Raw genomic sequence first — 15669 nt, forward strand, 5'->3', positions numbered from 1 at the left:
AGAATTGCGATGGCCGATATTGCGAAAATAGTGCCCCACCTGTCAAGGCAGGAGTTGGCGAGCGCACTTGAATACTCTAAAACGCTACCCTATTTAGCGAGGCGGAAATACCTCCGTGAAGTGATAAAGGTCGATCTGATAGGCGAAGCAGATATAACAAATCCTCAATGGCTAGTTGATGGTACTAATTTCTTTACTGATGTATGGAGCTGCAAATTTGGAGAAGGTTCATCTTTGAAGTTTAAAACGATCGACTTTCGCATTATGATCCATGATGGATCCATGTTGACCGATACCAAAAACTCTACCCTGCTTGTACTTATGAAGTATTTGATTTGTGTTCAAATTCATCCGCGATTTAATGGTGGTCAAACATTCGGAAGCTACCATTCGATACGGGTCATCACATTTGCTCTGAACTTTATTGATTGGATTCTCATTAATGGCGAAAAATTCAATATCGGCCACTCTGGATTGAGTTCGCTTTCCTCAAATGATTTCAAAAATTATTTTGTGAATCATGTTGCATCACCTATGTCTGAATCCCTGTACAATTTCAATTCCCGCGTCTCACAATGGCTGATAAACAAAACCAAGCAGTTCAGCGATGAGCAGATAGCGTTAGCTATGGCCGACAAACCATGGACTACTGAAATTCCTGACGACACAGACCGTGTGCTCAGTCTGACAGATGAGCAGCTATGCCGAGCTAAGGCAGTCATTTTTTTGCGTGGGGATTACTACAAACGAAACGGTAGTTGGACCTTTAATACGAAAGCATTCATTGCTGAAGAGTATTGCAACACTCTACATGGTTGTCACATAGCAGCGGCGATGCCACCAGAGTTACAATCTGGGCATTTGAACCGGCATGAGTACCCTCGTGTTCCAGTTGATGGATGGGATGGCGGTAATGATTTATTCGACAGGACCGTTCGACATTTAGGAGCCGTTAGAAAGCTAGCTGCTGTTGATCATTTCTACTACAAGGTTGGATTTGATGTTCACATAATCACCAGTTTGGAAGTGGCAAATCTCATTGAGGACAGCGACACTGGGGCTGATGGCAGATTTCTTTCATTACCTGCGGAAGTTCCATTTAAAGTAATTCGTGTAGCAGCGGAAGCTTTGTTTGAAAGGGTCGACTTGGTATTCGATGCAATGACTAAAATGTGTAGTGAAATTTACACGCGCAGTAAATCAAACAAAAGACGTCTTGCGCAGTATAATAATGTTTTCACTAATTTAGTCACGCCGGAGTTGTCATTGTTGGGTGTTAAGTGCTGGAGCATCTCCTATGGGAAACTCGTAGGCCGCGAAAGCGATTTTTATTACGAGAAATTAAGAGGGTTCGAAGGGCTCTACGAAGCCTATGAAACGGTGTATGGATTGATGCTTGTTTTAATTGGCGGATTGACCGCGCGCAGGCAGGACGAGGTTAAAAAGCTTAAGTCTGGGCACTGCCTGCTTCCGAATACTAATCCTCGGTTAGAAGAGAATGCGCTCACGTTGTATAGCCTTCGTTTTCCTGGAGGTAAAACAGGTCACGCCGAAGATCGTCAAATATTATCAATTCCAATCACTAGTCTGATCGCTAAAGCGATTTGGAAGTTGCAAGAATTTAACGATATATTTGTTGAGTTAAAATTGCTGAAACCTGGCGGTCCACTGTTTTTCTCGATTGCAAGGCGATCACTCGAAACCTATAAATTTACTGTGAAAGAGTACAACCATTATCTGGATGTCGCTTGCGATTATTCAGAATCTGCGATAATTAAATTGGAGGATGGTATAGAGCACCGCTTTTATATCCGCCAGCATCAGCTAAGAAGGTTCTTAGCGATGGCTTTTTTTTGGAGTGCCGGCTTCGATGGATTGGAGATTCTTAGGTACTTTCTCGGGCATGCTGATGTGAGGCATCTATATCGATATGTCACAGAGTGTCTCAGTGGAGAAGTACTCCGAACCGTTAAGGTGGATAAAATTGTTGATTCGATAATCAGCGGTAAAGATGATCTGGTAAATATTGAAATAGTTAAGAGCTATTTGTCGCAGAAATTCGGCTGTGCGGATGTAATCGCAATGAGTGAAAATAGCATGGTAGAGGAATATGGATACCTGCTAGATAACGGATTGGTTACCACGAACGTTCCAATCACTACCGTTGGTGAAAAACGGCGAATTCATGATGAGATAACAGCTCTAGTGACATCACATAAGTTAAAGCTTGAACCCGAGTTCCTTTCCTATGACGCTGATGAGGAGAGCAATCGATTGGGCTTCCGCTTGGTGTTGAAATTGGAGTTCCTATGACCGTGTGTATTTCACTGCGGGATTCAATTGTGAATCTTCGATCGTTGCTATATGACGTAATAGCGAGCCCTGAAAAATATATCGACAGACAGGATATATTCAACGCTCTTGTCACTCAAAGCAGCATGGCTGAATTTGCAAGCGAAGAATTTAGCTTGCTGGGGTGTTCAGTTAACACCTTTAAAACACTCGCCTCTACGACAGTGATCGAAGGATTTAAGGGTCTAAACAACCTACGGCATGAGGCTTACCAGTTACTCGAAGCAGCAAATAAAGAGGTGCGCAGAAAAAATGGTTCGAGACGGAATTTGAACGCCTCGAATAAAAAACTCGAAAAGTCTTTAAGTTATCGGCACGCAGAAATTATTGTTTTAGTTTCGATTTGTAGTGAGTTGAGGGCGCTCAGTCAAAAGCTGGCATTAAGCGACTTGCCCGATAGAGCAGCATATTTTAGAAAAGAAATAGCCGTCGTCGATACAAAACTCCTGTCGATTGGAAGGAACGCTAAATGAACGAGTCTCAACTGCATGAGCCACTTTCTTCTGATGCTCGGATCCCATGGGTTGTTGCTTTCGATGATAGTATCAATTTTAAAACCGCTGGGGGGTTACCATTTTTTCTATGGCCAAATGGGCGCCTTTGTTTTGAAGCAAATGCTTATTTCGTTGACCTGCTGTCAAATAAAAAACTATCACTGAGGCAGAGAGGAGGATCTGCGAGACAGTACGCATTTCAAATAAGCGAGTTCATTAGGTTTCTGTGGCGTAACGGCATAAATGTTTTAGATATGACCGACTCCTATTTCAAGCTATTTATAGATGGATTAAGTGTCCCGAAAGACGCCAAAGGACGGCAGTTGCGATCGAACTCCAGAATAAGACAAATCGGTTCTCGCTGCCTGGACTTCATGCATTTTACAAGTAGTTTTTTTGGTTATCCGATGTTCGTATCTAAAACCGGAGCTGTAAATGGAGTGAAAATCGATAAAAAGCTGCGAGCAAAACTAAAAGGTAAGGCCGCAGGTATAGTTTGGTATCACTCCGTTTTTCCACTTCCAAGTGCAAAAAATAAGCGGTTCCCAATTTATGATCCTGAAATAAAAGCACTACAGCAAGCTACGTTAAGTAAAACACCGTTTCTTAAAAGCAGGACTCAAATTTTATTGTCTGTTTTAGAGTATACGGGGGCGCGCCGAGATGAGGCAGCGCATATTAGAGTGGATGACATTATCCGGGCTTATAATACAAAGGATGTCCAGCCCTTGGTTAGATTGATAACGGTGAAAAATCAGGATATCACATTCCGGTTTGTGCCAGTCCCTCTGGCTGTAATCTCATCGTGGGTCAATCACATTAAAGTTCACCGACGAGTGATTGTTCATAAATACATAGGTGATGTGGCTGATCATGGCTACCTCTTTGTAGCAAGTAACACTGGAAAGCAGATAAGTGTTAACACGATAACCAATGAAATTTATGACTTGCGAAAAGCAGCTGGTTTCAAAGCTCCGGCCCATCCTCACTTATTTAGACACAGATTCATCACTGAAATGCTGGCGCGTCTGATTTACGAGCATGATCTTCAGAATAGTGACGATCTTCGAAAAGCTCTCGCAGGATCGGAAGCCATCCGCCAGAAGCTGCAAGAATGGAGTGGTCATAAACTGATTGGCTCGCTAGAAACGTATATCAAGGATGCCTATAAAATCATAACAAATTTAGAACCTGCAATAAAAAATGTGATGCAGGCCAGGTCGAAGAAATTTTTGTTGGATCAGATTGCACTTTTGGAGGCTGAGCTTGATCAGAAACTCATTAGCGAACAAGAGTATTACGCAGGGTTGAAAGAGGCTTGGTCGTTCGAACTTGCAAGCATTCGAGCCGATTGATGACCTATGTTCTGAGCGCGGCTCCGCTAGGTGTAATCGATGTGGCTGTTGTAACCCGTATCGCAGGGAGCCGCTTCAGCAGATAAGGATGGGGGGCTTAGGACCTGTCGGTGGTGCGACGTAACAGTTTTTGAGCAGCGCGTCTTGCATGCCTTCTCAGAGGCCTTCCAAAGAAGTGCCCGAGCGCAGCTTCAGCTGGTCGTGATCGATGGGCTGCCTGGTCCAGCCAACCGGCGCGGTTCAGATCTTGCGGGACGGAGGTGGCGGTTCGATTTCCCCAGCATGGATCGGCAGAAGACAGGTCGGTCCTGGATCACCTCAGCAGCTTCTTTATCCCTTGAGAATGCAGCTAGATCACTCCCTATGGCAAAGCATGGTTATTGATTTATTAGTATCAAGCAGATGTGGTGAAGGGGGGAGGATTGAGGTGAAGGGAGGTATCAACTGGTCATTCTAGGAAAACGTTGAGGTCTTGCATCGATTTAATACTCGACTGTTCTATCAGTGGGACGAACTATCGCATTGTTACCGACTAATCAGCCATTGCTTTCGTCGGTAGGATTGTCTCCATCAGATCGCCCGGTGGCGATCCTCACCTTGGAGATCCCACATGAAATTACTGCATATCGATTCGAGCATTCTGGGTGACAACTCGGCTTCCCGTCAGTTGAGCGGCGAAGTCGTCAAAACCTGGCAAGCTGCCGAGCCTGGCGTTGTGGTGACTTACCGCGACCTGGCCGCCGATGCCATCAGCCATTTCTCCGCCGCCACCCTGGTTGCCGCCGGCACTGCCGCAGAGCTGCGTAATGCCGCGCAACAGCATGAAGCCGATCTGAGCGCGCAGGCCCTGGCCGAATTCATCGCTGCCGATGCCGTCGTGATTGCCGCGCCGATGTACAACTTCACCATCCCGACCCAACTCAAGGCCTGGATCGACCGCATCGCCGTGGCCGGTCAGACTTTCCGCTACACTGAAGCCGGCCCTGAAGGCCTGTGCGGCGGCAAGAAAGTCGTGATCGTTTCCACTTCCGGTGGTCTGCATGCCGGTCAGGCGACCGGTGTTGCGCACGAAGATTATCTGAAAGTGCTGTTCGGCTTCCTCGGTATCACCGACATCGAGTTCGTCCGCGCCCATGGCCTGGCCTACGGTGATGAAGTGCGCACCAAAGCCATGAGCGACGCTCAGGCGCACATCAGCGAGCAACTGTTCGCCGCTGCGTAAGGCTTGCGTAAAGTCGTAAACAGCTCGGGCAGTACCCCTGAAACTCTGTATTCTGGTCATCGTGATGGCCAGGTACGGAGTTTTTTGTTTCTGGCGGTGATCAGTTTCTGGCCCAGGTTATGCAACCGAGGCTTAACGTCTGCGGTCAGGTAACAAGGTGGGGCATCCCATGGCGCGTCTTTGTGCAACGCTACTGATTTGCCTGCTCGGCAGCCTGAATTCAGTGCACGCCGCGCCTGCGCCGCACCCTCACTGGAGCGTCGGCTTCCATGAAATGACGTTCCTCGATCCGCTGGACTTGCAGCCGATGCGCGCCATTGCCTTTTACCCGTCCAGTGAACGGGAACATTCCAGTACGCTCGAGGGCTACACGGTCGAAGCCGGTGAAGACACCAAAGTCGCCATCGGACGTTTCCCGATGCTGATGCTGTCCCACGGCAACACCGGAACCCCGCTGGCCCTGCACGACCTCGCCACCTCATTGGCGCGCAAGGGCTTTGTGGTGGTGGCGGTGATCCATCCCGGCGACAACTCCAAAGACCACAGCCGCCTCGGCACCTTGAGCAACCTTTATGGTCGACCGATCCAGATTTCCGAAGCCATTACCGCGACCTTGGGCGACCGGATGCTCGCGCCTTTCGTCAATGCCGAGCAGGTCGGGGTGATTGGCTATTCGGCGGGCGGTGAGACTGCGCTGATTCTGTCTGGTGCCACGCCGGATCTGGATCGTCTGCGCCGTTATTGCCAGGAGCGCCCGGACGATCACGATGCCTGCAATACGCAAGGCGAACTGATCGTCGACCGCGATGATTTGCAGCCAGTGGCGGACCCGCGCGTGCATGCCTTGTTACTGATGGCACCGCTGAGCCTGAAGTTCGGCCGCCATACCTTGGCCGACGTGCATGTGCCGGTACTGCTGTACAGCGGTGATGGCGACAAATTGGTGGCGTTCGACAAAAACGCCGCAGCGCTTGCGCGCAAACTGCCAACCGCACCGGACTTCAAATTGCTGGCCGGGGCAGGGCACTTCGTGTTCCTGGCGCCGTGCGACGAAGAACAGATCGCCGCCATGCCGGCGCTGTGTACCGATGCCGACGGCGTCGACCGCAAGGACATTCACCGCAACATGATTTCCGAAGCCGGACGGTTCTTCGCCCATGCCCTGGGCAAACCTACCCGCGCCGGGATGCAGACCGCGGATCAGTAAGATCGGTAATGCAATTGTCCTGACAACCAAAAACCATTGTGGGAGCGGGCTTGCTCGCGAATGCGGTGTGTCAGCAACATTAATGTCGGCTGACACATCGCATTCGCGAGCAAGCCCGCTCCCACAGGGGATTTACGGCAGGCTTAGGTCATTGCGCGGTGTTTCAGTAATAAGGTCAAACCGAGTCCGGTCACCGACAACATCGCCGCACTAAAGAAAATCCACGAATACCCCAGGTTCAACGCCACCGCGCCCATCAGCGGTCCGGCAATCGCCAGCGCCAGATCGAAAAACACCGCATAGGCACTCAAACCCGCTCCACGACTGGAATTGGGCACTTGCTTGATCGCTTCCACCCCCAGCGCCGGATACACCAGCGACAGACCGAACCCGGTCAGCCCAGCGCCGATCAAGGCATAACCCGTCGAGGGCGCCAGCCACAGCAAGACCAGCCCCACGGTTTCAATGGTCATGCAGGCGATGGCGGAGGTGAAGCCGCCGAAACGGCTGATGCTGGAGATGAACAACAACCGCGCCAGAATGAAACAAACCCCGAATACCGTCAGGCAATAAGCCGCGCCGGTCCAGCCAAGGCTGACGTAATACAGGGTAATAAAGGTAGTGAGCGTGCCGTAACCTATGGACGCCAGGCTCAGACTCGCGCCGAAGGGGGCAATTCGCCCGAACACCGCCCAGAACGGCAGGCGCTCGCCGCGAATCACCGGCACCGAAGGTTTGTTGCGGATCAACAGCAACGCCAGCAGGGCCAGTAACGACAGCGCGATCCCGAGGCTGGCGAACCCCAGTTCAGCGACCATCACGACCCCCAGTGGCGCCCCGATGGCGATGGCGCCGTACGAGGCGATCCCGTTCCACGAAATCGAACGCGCCGTGTGCTCGGCACCGACCTGACCCATGCACCAACTGATCGTGCCGACCCCGATCAACCCTTGAGCGATCCCCAGCAACAAGCGGCCAGCGATCAGGATGATCAGGCTCAACAACGGCAAACCCTGCAGTAGGGTCGATAGCAGTGTCAGCACGCCGCTCAACGCAATCCCCGACAAGCCGTAAACAATCGCCCGCTTGGTGCCGATGCTGTCCGACAGACGCCCGGCCATGGGCCGGCTGAGCAGGGTGGCCAGGTACTGAGAACCAATGGTCAGCCCCGCCACGATGGCGCTGAACCCCAACTGTTCATGGACATACCCCGGCAACACCGCAATCGGCAGGCCGATGCAGAGGAAGGCAATAAAGGTATAGAAAACGATGGAGACGATCTGCAGGGTGATCGCCATGGAGCTTTGCGGGGGCAGTTGCTGCACAGACATGGGAGCTCTTTCGCGGGCGGCGGTAGGAGAACTGCATCATGGCGTGGGTGGGGAATAAAAGGAAGCAGGCTAACGATGTGGGTTGCAGAATATGACTGGGCTTCAGCTTTGTGTGTTCCTGAGGGCCTCTTCGCGAGCAAGCCCGCTCCCACAGTGGATCTCCAGTGGTCATCAATCTTCTGTACGCAGTCGATCCACTGTGGGAGCGGGCTTGCTCGCGAAGGTTTCAGCACCACCATCATTCTGGCCATGAAAATGCAAAAAGCCCCGTCACCAGGACAGGGCTTTTCAATTGAAGCTTGCAGCCGTCTTACATCAAAACACCCTGACTCCGCAGGTAGTCGTCATAGGTGCCGCTGAAGTCGATCACGCCATCGGCGCTCAATTCGATGATGCGAGTGGCCAGGGACGATACGAACTCACGGTCGTGGCTGACGAAGATCAGCGTGCCCGGGTAGTTCTCCAGCGCCAGGTTCAGCGCCTCGATGGATTCCATGTCCAAGTGGTTGGTCGGCTCGTCCATCACCAGCACGTTCGGCTTTTGCAGGATCAGCTTGCCGAACAGCATGCGACCTTGCTCACCACCGGAGATGACCTTGACCGACTTGAGGATTTCATCGTTGGAGAACAGCATCCGGCCGAGGGTGCCGCGAACCAGTTGTTCGCCGCCCTGGGTCCACTGGCCCATCCAGTCGAACAGGTTGCAGTCGTCTTCGAAGTCGTGTGCGTGGTCCTGGGCGTAGTAGCCCAGTTCAGCGGCGTCGGTCCACTTCACTGTACCGGCATCCGGGGTCAGTTCGTTGACCAGGGTGCGCAGCAGGGTGGTTTTACCGATACCGTTCGGGCCGATGATCGCCACGCGCTCGCCGGCTTCAACCTGGAAGCTGAAGTCCTTGAACAGTGTCTTGCCGTCGAAGCCTTTGGCCATGCGCTCGACGATGACCGCCTGACGGTGCAGCTTCTTGGTTTGTTCGAAACGGATGAACGGGCTCACACGGCTCGAAGGCTTGACCTCGGCCAGTTGGATCTTGTCGATCGCCTTGGCGCGGGAGGTCGCTTGCTTGGCTTTCGAGGCGTTGGCCGAGAAGCGGCTGACGAACGATTGCAGCTCGGAAATCTGCGCCTTCTTCTTGGCGTTGTCCGACAGCAATTGCTCGCGGGACTGGGTCGCCACGGTCATGTACTCGTCGTAGTTGCCCGGGAACAGACGCAGCTCGCCGTAGTCCAGGTCAGCCATGTGGGTGCACACGCTGTTCAGGAAGTGACGGTCGTGGGAGATGATGATCATCAGGCTGGAGCGCTGGGTCAGAATGTTTTCCAGCCAGCGGATAGTGTTGATGTCCAGGTGGTTGGTCGGTTCGTCGAGCAACAGCACTTCAGGATCGGAGAACAGTGCCTGCGCCAGCAACACGCGCAGTTTCCAGCCCGGGGACACTTCGCTCATCGGGCCAAAATGCTGCTCGATGCCGATACCCAGACCCAACAGCAATTCACCGGCGCGGGATTCGGCGGTGTAGCCGTCCATTTCGGCGAATTCGGTTTCCAGCTCGGCCACGGCCATGCCGTCTTCTTCGGTCATTTCCGGCAGCGAGTAGATGCGGTCGCGCTCGGCCTTGACCTTCCACAGCTCTTCGTGACCCATGATCACGGTGTCGATCACGGTAAATTCTTCGTAGGCGAACTGGTCCTGGCGCAATTTACCCAGACGCACGTTCGGCTCGAGCATGACCTGGCCGCCGGATGGCTCGAGGTCGCCACCGAGGATTTTCATGAAGGTCGACTTGCCGCAACCGTTGGCGCCGATCAGGCCGTAGCGGTTACCGGCGCCGAATTTGACCGAAACGTTTTCGAATAGCGGCTTGGCGCCGAACTGCATCGTGATGTTAGCTGTGGAGATCAATTACTTTACCTATCAATGGGTTGCGAGCTGCGCATTTGGCGCTTGGGCCATTCCTGGGACATTCTGGAGATTCTCTCCATCTCTTCCCAGTCACCGCTAGAGTTCAACCAGCGCGCATAAGTCGAGAGCAGCATCTGGACGTTGTGTCCAAGCTGTTGGGCAAAAAAGGCGGGATTCATGCCAGACATTGTGCATATTGTCGCATAAGTGTGACGGCAGTTGTACGGTGGGCGATAACGTGTCGCACGCTTCTTCAAGGTCCGGCCCCGGTTTGTGCAGAACCGGGGGCTGGCTGGGAGGTCGTTCATCCTGGATAGGCAGGGGAGCGTAGAGCTACCTCGATGTTATTTTTGTTCAGCGTTGTGTTCGGGACACTTGGCGTGGCTCTGGGTAAAGTCAGCACCGCTTGCCCGGCCTCGTGTGTTTCAGATGGATTGCTGAATGGCCAGCACTTGGTCAGGGTGGGCACCTCTTCAGATTCGTCTCTCCATACCACGCGTGACAGCAGAAAGTGGGGAGGGGTCTATTCTTCTTCGTCAGGGCTCGGGTTTCCGGGCGCGCTGGCGCTTCGTCTTGCAGATACTCTTCCTGGTTCTCGCCCAAGACGCGCTCCTCGCCCGCCGTTACGCTGGAAAGCAGGCAACGTGAGAACGCAAATGGTCTCTCATCATGGGTGGGATCAAAATGAAACTGATTTTGGTGATGCTTGTTGTGGGTCTGTTGGCTTGGAAGTTTTCCCCTGAACTACAGTCCTGGGCTACGGCTCAACTATCGAATCCCAAAGAAATCGCTACAGTCGTGACTGCGCCGAAGCCTGTTTCAGCGCCATTCAAATGTGATGGGCGCAAATATTGTTCACAGATGACCTCGTGCGCAGAGGCCAAAAACTTTCTGCAAAATTGCCCAGGAATGAAAATGGACGGCGACAACGACGCAATCCCCTGTGAGTCGCAGTGGTGCCAATGACTGTTTGCAGCTCAGCGACAGGCTTAGTGGTTTAATGACGGTATCAGTGCTGCGGGCGTTGCTGGAGGGAAGAGGGCTGCCGTCAAAACTATTGACCGGCTAATGGATTAGTATTCCTTCACCCCAACCCAAGGAAACATGGAAGTGAGATACAAATATGCAACAGGTTTGTTTTTTCTATTGACGATTGTAACGGCTCAATATGCTTACTCCGGTACTACAGACGAGTCCGTTGAGAACGCCTCATTGCTCTGCAAAATGCTGGATAGCAACGACGCCTTGACTCAGGCCTCCGAGTTCTCAAGCGAGGATCGTTCGGTCAACATCTCGGTAGACAGCTCTCCAGAAGAAGCCAGCAAGCTTTGCCCCGTCATCAGTGCCATCGTCGAGCATCACGACATGGTTTTTGCGCAAGGCTGGACCGTGCAGATCACCTCTTCAGGCAGTGATTATAAAGTTGTCGCTGTCTGCCCACTGTAAACAACTCGCTGGCAGTGGTTGAAAGCCTGGCATTGCCGCACGTTGAACAGCGTGCGACAAGCCGGCGACTGGCCAGGTCGAGACTCAGAGCAAATACCCAGCGGCTTGTCCGAGATGGTTATCCTGCCCTCCAGTAATGAGGTGCAGTGGAATGTGTTGTTGTTCATCGATAGACGGGATTTCGAAACTTCCCACTATTTGAAGGTGCCGCTCACTCAGCCCGGTCGACTCTTCTTCTTTTGCCTTAGCCATTCTCGCGTGGTTCGCTGCGATTTCATTGAGAGTTGACACGTTACATCTCCCGGTGACTGACCAAGCGTATCGCTGGAGTCCTAAGCGTTAATTTAAATGCCGCCGCGTCAGAATTATGTCGCTCTGGGGCTGCTAGGTCCGACCTGTGCAAAGCCTAAGCCAGACGGGGCCGCGTATTGAGTGTCGTGTTTACATATTCGACGGATGGTGGTATGGCATGGGGCTACTATCGGGAGAGCGGTTCGCATTACCGGCCGAGCCGCGCTACTAAGTGGACACATTTTCACAGTTGAAGGTTAACTATTAGTTACAAGGTATGGCTAAAATGCCATCTTTCGACCTCATGCCGTCCATCGGCATGGCTCAAGAACGCGCCATCGGGACGCAGTTTGTTCACTTCTGACGTGTGACGATTTTCGTGAAACTTATCATTGCCGCTATTTATGTCATCTCCGTCGCGTATGTTCACTTGCGCGGAAAGGTGCGCCACAAATTAGGCCGTCAGTTAAGCGACCACTCGACGTTTCTGGCGCCGATCAATTGCTTCCTTTATCTGTTCTCCAAAACGCCGAACAAGCCTTATCTCAATCCGGCAGACTTTCCCGACTTGAGCCCTTTGCAGGCTCATTGGGAAGAGATTCGCGCGGAAGGCCAGAATTTGCTCAAGGCCGGGGAGATCAAACGTTCCAATCAGTACGACGACGTGGGTTTCAACTCGTTTTTTAAAAGTGGCTGGAAGCGTTTCTACCTCAAATGGTACGGCGACAGTCACCCGTCCGCCGCAAAGCTCTGCCCGCGTACGACTGAACTGGTGCAAAGCATCGGCTCGATCAAGGCCGCGATGTTCGCCGAACTGCCGCCGGGTTCGAAACTGGTCCGTCACCGCGATCCGTATGCCGGTTCTTACCGTTATCACTTGGGGCTGGAAACGCCGAACGATGCCGGTTGCTATATCAACGTCGATGGTGAGAACTACCATTGGCGCGATGGCGAGGCCGTGATGTTCGATGAGACTTTCATTCATTACGCCGAAAACACCACTGCGCAGAACCGCATCATTCTGTTCTGTGACATCGAGCGGCCGATGAAGTATCGCTGGGCGGCGGCGTTCAACCGTTGGTTCAGCCATACGGTGATGGCAGCGGCGGGCGCGCCGAACGATGCGGGTGACAAGACCGGTGCTATCAACCGTTTGTTTGCCAAAATCTACAAGATTCGCCTGCGCGGCAAAGCGCTCAAGAAGCGTAACCGCACTCGCTACTACCTGGAGAAATGGGCGGTTTTTGCTGGGTTGCTGGCGATTTTTGTTTTGATCTGAGTTTGGTATTGAGGCGTATGACGCCTTCGCGAGCAAGCCCGCTCCCACATTTGTCCTGTGAACGACACAGATCCAATGTGGGAGCGGGCTTGCTCGCGAAGAGGCCAGTATTTGCACCCCATAACTCATGGGTGCCAACAAGGGTCAGCCGCTCGACCGTTTCGTGGGTTTTTTCTGCGCAGTAGATTTGGCTTTGGTAGCCGCTTTACCGCTGCCCTTGCCACCAAGACTGCGTTTGAGCAGTTCGGTCAGATCGATAACATCGGCGGTTTTACGCACCTCTTCACCCGTCACGGTTTCGACATCTTCGATCTTGCCTTCATTCGCCTTCTTCTCGACCAGCGCCATGATCTTGTCTTCGAAACTGTCGCGGTACTCTTCGGGCGTCCAGTCGGCACTCATGTCTTCCACCAGCCGTTTGGCCATCTCCAACTCACCTTTGGCCAGATCCGGCTTGGTCACTTCACTGCCCAGTTCCAGTTGATCCAGGCTGCGCACTTCGGCGGGCCAGCGCAGCATCACCAGCACCATGGCTGACTCCAGCGGCATGAGGGCCGCCAGGTGCTGGCGCGAGTGCAACACCACGCGGGCCAGGGCGACCTTGTCGGTTTTGCTGAGGGTTTCGCGCAACAGCGCATAGACCTTGCCGCCGCGTTTGTCCGGCGCCAGGTAGTAGGGCGTGTCGATGTTCTGCAGGGGGATCTGCTCGCTGCCGACAAAGGCAAAAATGTCGATGGTTTGGGTCGACAGTGGATGAGCCGAGCGAATCTCCTCTTCACTGAGCACCACGTAACGTCCTTTTTCGTACTCGATCCCTTTGACGATGTGCTCTTGGGTGACTTCCTTGCCGGTGGCCTTGTTGATGCGCTTGTAGCCGACCGGGTCCATGCTGCGGCTGTCGAGCCAGTTGAAATCGATCCCGTGCGAAGACGTCGCCGAAACCAGCGCCACGGGGATGTGCACCAGACCGAAACTGATTGCGCCTTTCCAGATTGCCCGTGCCATCGTCGTGACCTCGTCGTTGATGTACTGGTGACCTGTGGCCAAGGGCAAAAGTTTCAGTCGGCGGCGGCCCGGTCCAGCGGGCGGATCGGCGGTGCGGTTAACTCGTGTTACATGTTGTGGGGGAGGTTTTAGTTAACAAATCCGAACCCTGGGCGTAGCGTGGCTCTATTCATCCATGAAACATGGCACGCTCATTAGAGAGGTCCCCCATGAATCGATGTGTGCTCGGCGTCATCGCGCTGGCATTGAGTGGCGTGCTAAGCCCTTTGGCGCTGGCAGACGCCGCATCGTCGTCTTCGCCCTTGCTGCTGGCGCAGAACCTGCCGGGAAGCAACAACAACCCCTACAACAGCCCTATTCGCCGGGCCAATCCCAACAGCATGCAAGGTACGCAACCCAGTATCCCGGTAATCCGCGGGCCAAACACGGTGCCTGTGCCACGACCGCCAACGCTCGATAACGGCGGTATCGGCAATCGCTATCCGCAAGATCGGCAGGCTCCCGCCAGCCAACCGAAATTCATTCCCAATCCACCTCCCCGGGGCTCGGACCGCAACTACCGTTGAACGGCGAGACAGAAGTCTTGCCAGCACTATTGACGACAAAAGGAATCGTGCATGTTGCGTAAAACCCTCTTGGCCACTTTCTGTGCCAGCGCGTTATTAACCGTCACGGCGCCCGCCTTTGCAGCGCCAACACAGGATTTTAAAAGCGAGCAGGGCACCCTTGAGCTCACGCCGATCGTTAAAGGCCTGGACCACCCTTGGTCACTGGCGTTTCTGCCTGACCGCCAAGGGATGCTGGTGACCGAACGGCCCGGCAATCTGCGGCTGGTCAGTGCCGACGGCAAACTCTCGGGTCCGCTCAATGGTGTGCCTCAGGTCTGGGCCAAGGGGCAGGGCGGATTGCTCGATGTGGTGTTGTCGCCCGATTTCAAGCAAGACCGCATGGTCTATCTGTCTTACGCCGAAGGGGGCGGTGAGGGCGGCAAGGCCGGCACGGCGGTCGGTCGCGGACGGTTGTCGGAAGACCTGACGGCGATCAAGGATTTCAGGGTGATTTTCCGTCAGGAACCCAAGCTCTCGGTCGGCAATCATTTCGGCTCACGACTGGTATTCGACCGTGACGGTTATCTGTTCATCACCTTGGGCGAGAATAACGACCGGCCCACGGCGCAAGATCTCGACAAGCTGCAAGGCAAGATCGTGCGGCTCTATCCGGATGGCAAGGTGCCGGAAGACAATCCCTTTGTCGGGCAAAAAGGCGTTCGCCCGGAAATCTGGTCTTACGGCCAACGCAACCCGCAAGGCGCGGCACTCAATCCCTGGAGCGGCACGCTCTGGGAAAACGAGCACGGCCCACGGGGCGGCGACGAGATCAACATCATCGAGCGTGGCAAAAATTATGGCTGGCCGATGGCAACCCACGGCATCAACTATATCGGCCTGCCGATCCCGGAAGCCACGGGCGAAACCGCCGAAGGTACCGTGGGCCCGCACCATGTCTGGGAAAAATCCCCTGGCCTCAGCGGCATGGCCTTCTATGACGGCGATCGCTTCAAGGCCTGGCAGCACAACGTGTTTATCGGAGCGCTGGTGAGTCAGGAGCTGATTCGCCTGCAGTTCGAAGGCGACAAGGTTGTTCACGAAGAGCGGTTGTTGGGTGAGCTCAACAAACGGATTCGTGATGTACGGCAGGGGCCGGATGGTTATCTGTATTTGCTGACCGATGAAGATGACGGGGGGCTGTACAAGCTTGGCCTGAAGTAGCGCACAAGTCCTGTGGCG

Annotated in this window: 14 protein-coding genes and 1 pseudogene; 10 read left to right on the forward strand and 5 right to left on the reverse strand. The window is 53.6% G+C overall.

What is annotated here, in order from left to right; all coding sequences use genetic code 11:
• Window positions 1-9: 9 nt before the first annotated feature.
• From PMI36_RS21985 to PMI36_RS21965, 5 genes are all read left to right on the forward strand, one after another.
• Window positions 10-2313 (forward strand): hypothetical protein, encoded by a 2304-nt coding sequence (locus PMI36_RS21985; RefSeq protein ID WP_008069371.1) that lies wholly within the window; start codon window positions 10-12, stop codon window positions 2311-2313.
• Window positions 2310-2825, forward strand: a complete 516-nt coding sequence (locus PMI36_RS21980; RefSeq protein WP_008069373.1) for a hypothetical protein — start codon at window positions 2310-2312, stop codon at window positions 2823-2825. The genes PMI36_RS21985 and PMI36_RS21980 overlap by 4 nt, the downstream gene beginning before the upstream one ends.
• Window positions 2822-4201 carry a tyrosine-type recombinase/integrase gene (locus PMI36_RS21975; RefSeq protein WP_008069375.1) on the forward strand — a complete coding sequence of 460 codons (1380 nt, stop codon included), beginning with the start codon at window positions 2822-2824 and terminating at the stop codon, window positions 4199-4201. The genes PMI36_RS21980 and PMI36_RS21975 overlap by 4 nt, the downstream gene beginning before the upstream one ends.
• A gap of 610 nt (window positions 4202-4811) precedes the next feature.
• Window positions 4812-5423 (forward strand): FMN-dependent NADH-azoreductase, encoded by a 612-nt coding sequence (locus PMI36_RS21970; protein ID WP_008069376.1) that lies wholly within the window; start codon window positions 4812-4814, stop codon window positions 5421-5423.
• Between the two features lie 169 nt (window positions 5424-5592).
• Window positions 5593-6630, forward strand: coding sequence for an alpha/beta hydrolase family protein (locus PMI36_RS21965; protein ID WP_008069378.1), 1038 nt, complete (start codon window positions 5593-5595; stop codon window positions 6628-6630).
• Between the two features lie 143 nt (window positions 6631-6773).
• Here PMI36_RS21965 and PMI36_RS21960 read toward each other — a convergent pair whose 3' ends face one another.
• The 3 genes and pseudogenes from PMI36_RS21960 to PMI36_RS31890 form a co-directional block, all read right to left on the reverse strand.
• A complete protein-coding gene (locus tag PMI36_RS21960; protein WP_008069381.1) occupies window positions 6774-7961 on the reverse strand; it encodes an MFS transporter in 1188 nt (395 codons plus the stop codon).
• A gap of 310 nt (window positions 7962-8271) precedes the next feature.
• The gene (locus PMI36_RS21955; RefSeq protein WP_081499236.1) at window positions 8272-9861 is read right to left on the reverse strand and encodes an ABC-F family ATPase; all 1590 of its coding nucleotides are present in this window, start codon (window positions 9859-9861) and stop codon (window positions 8272-8274) included.
• Window positions 9862-9866: 5 nt separating this feature from the next.
• Window positions 9867-10100: pseudogene (locus PMI36_RS31890) on the reverse strand (hypothetical protein); the annotation flags it as partial.
• A gap of 445 nt (window positions 10101-10545) precedes the next feature.
• Here PMI36_RS31890 and PMI36_RS0129410 point away from each other — a divergent pair.
• A complete protein-coding gene (locus tag PMI36_RS0129410) occupies window positions 10546-10827 on the forward strand; it encodes an excalibur calcium-binding domain-containing protein (protein ID WP_032830181.1) in 282 nt (93 codons plus the stop codon).
• 138 nt (window positions 10828-10965) lie between these two features.
• A complete protein-coding gene (locus PMI36_RS21950) occupies window positions 10966-11307 on the forward strand; it encodes a hypothetical protein (protein ID WP_032830175.1) in 342 nt (113 codons plus the stop codon).
• Between the two features lie 84 nt (window positions 11308-11391).
• Here the strand turns inward: PMI36_RS21950 and PMI36_RS0129415 are convergent, their stop codons facing one another.
• Window positions 11392-11598 carry a hypothetical protein gene (locus tag PMI36_RS0129415; protein ID WP_032830176.1) on the reverse strand — a complete coding sequence of 69 codons (207 nt, stop codon included), beginning with the start codon at window positions 11596-11598 and terminating at the stop codon, window positions 11392-11394.
• A 379-nt stretch (window positions 11599-11977) separates the two neighbouring features.
• Between PMI36_RS0129415 and lpxO the strand changes: the two genes are divergently transcribed.
• Complete coding sequence (lpxO, locus tag PMI36_RS21945) at window positions 11978-12877, forward strand: lipid A hydroxylase LpxO (RefSeq protein WP_032830182.1); 900 nt, start codon at window positions 11978-11980, stop codon at window positions 12875-12877.
• A 144-nt stretch (window positions 12878-13021) separates the two neighbouring features.
• On the opposite strand, the gene ku is transcribed toward lpxO, so the two are convergent.
• Window positions 13022-13882, reverse strand: a complete 861-nt coding sequence (ku, locus tag PMI36_RS21940; RefSeq protein ID WP_008069389.1) for a non-homologous end joining protein Ku — start codon at window positions 13880-13882, stop codon at window positions 13022-13024.
• Window positions 13883-14091: 209 nt separating this feature from the next.
• Here ku and PMI36_RS21935 point away from each other — a divergent pair, with 209 nt between their 5' ends.
• Together PMI36_RS21935 and PMI36_RS21930 are read left to right on the forward strand one after the other, a co-directional pair.
• Entirely contained in the window at window positions 14092-14448 is a 357-nt protein-coding gene (locus PMI36_RS21935; RefSeq protein WP_008069397.1) for a hypothetical protein, read from the forward strand.
• 51 nt (window positions 14449-14499) lie between these two features.
• Window positions 14500-15651 carry a PQQ-dependent sugar dehydrogenase gene (locus PMI36_RS21930; RefSeq protein ID WP_008069399.1) on the forward strand — a complete coding sequence of 384 codons (1152 nt, stop codon included), beginning with the start codon at window positions 14500-14502 and terminating at the stop codon, window positions 15649-15651.
• Window positions 15652-15669: the final 18 nt, after the last annotated feature.

This window comes from Pseudomonas sp. GM79 (genome assembly GCF_000282495.1).
GTDB lineage: Bacteria > Pseudomonadota > Gammaproteobacteria > Pseudomonadales > Pseudomonadaceae > Aquipseudomonas.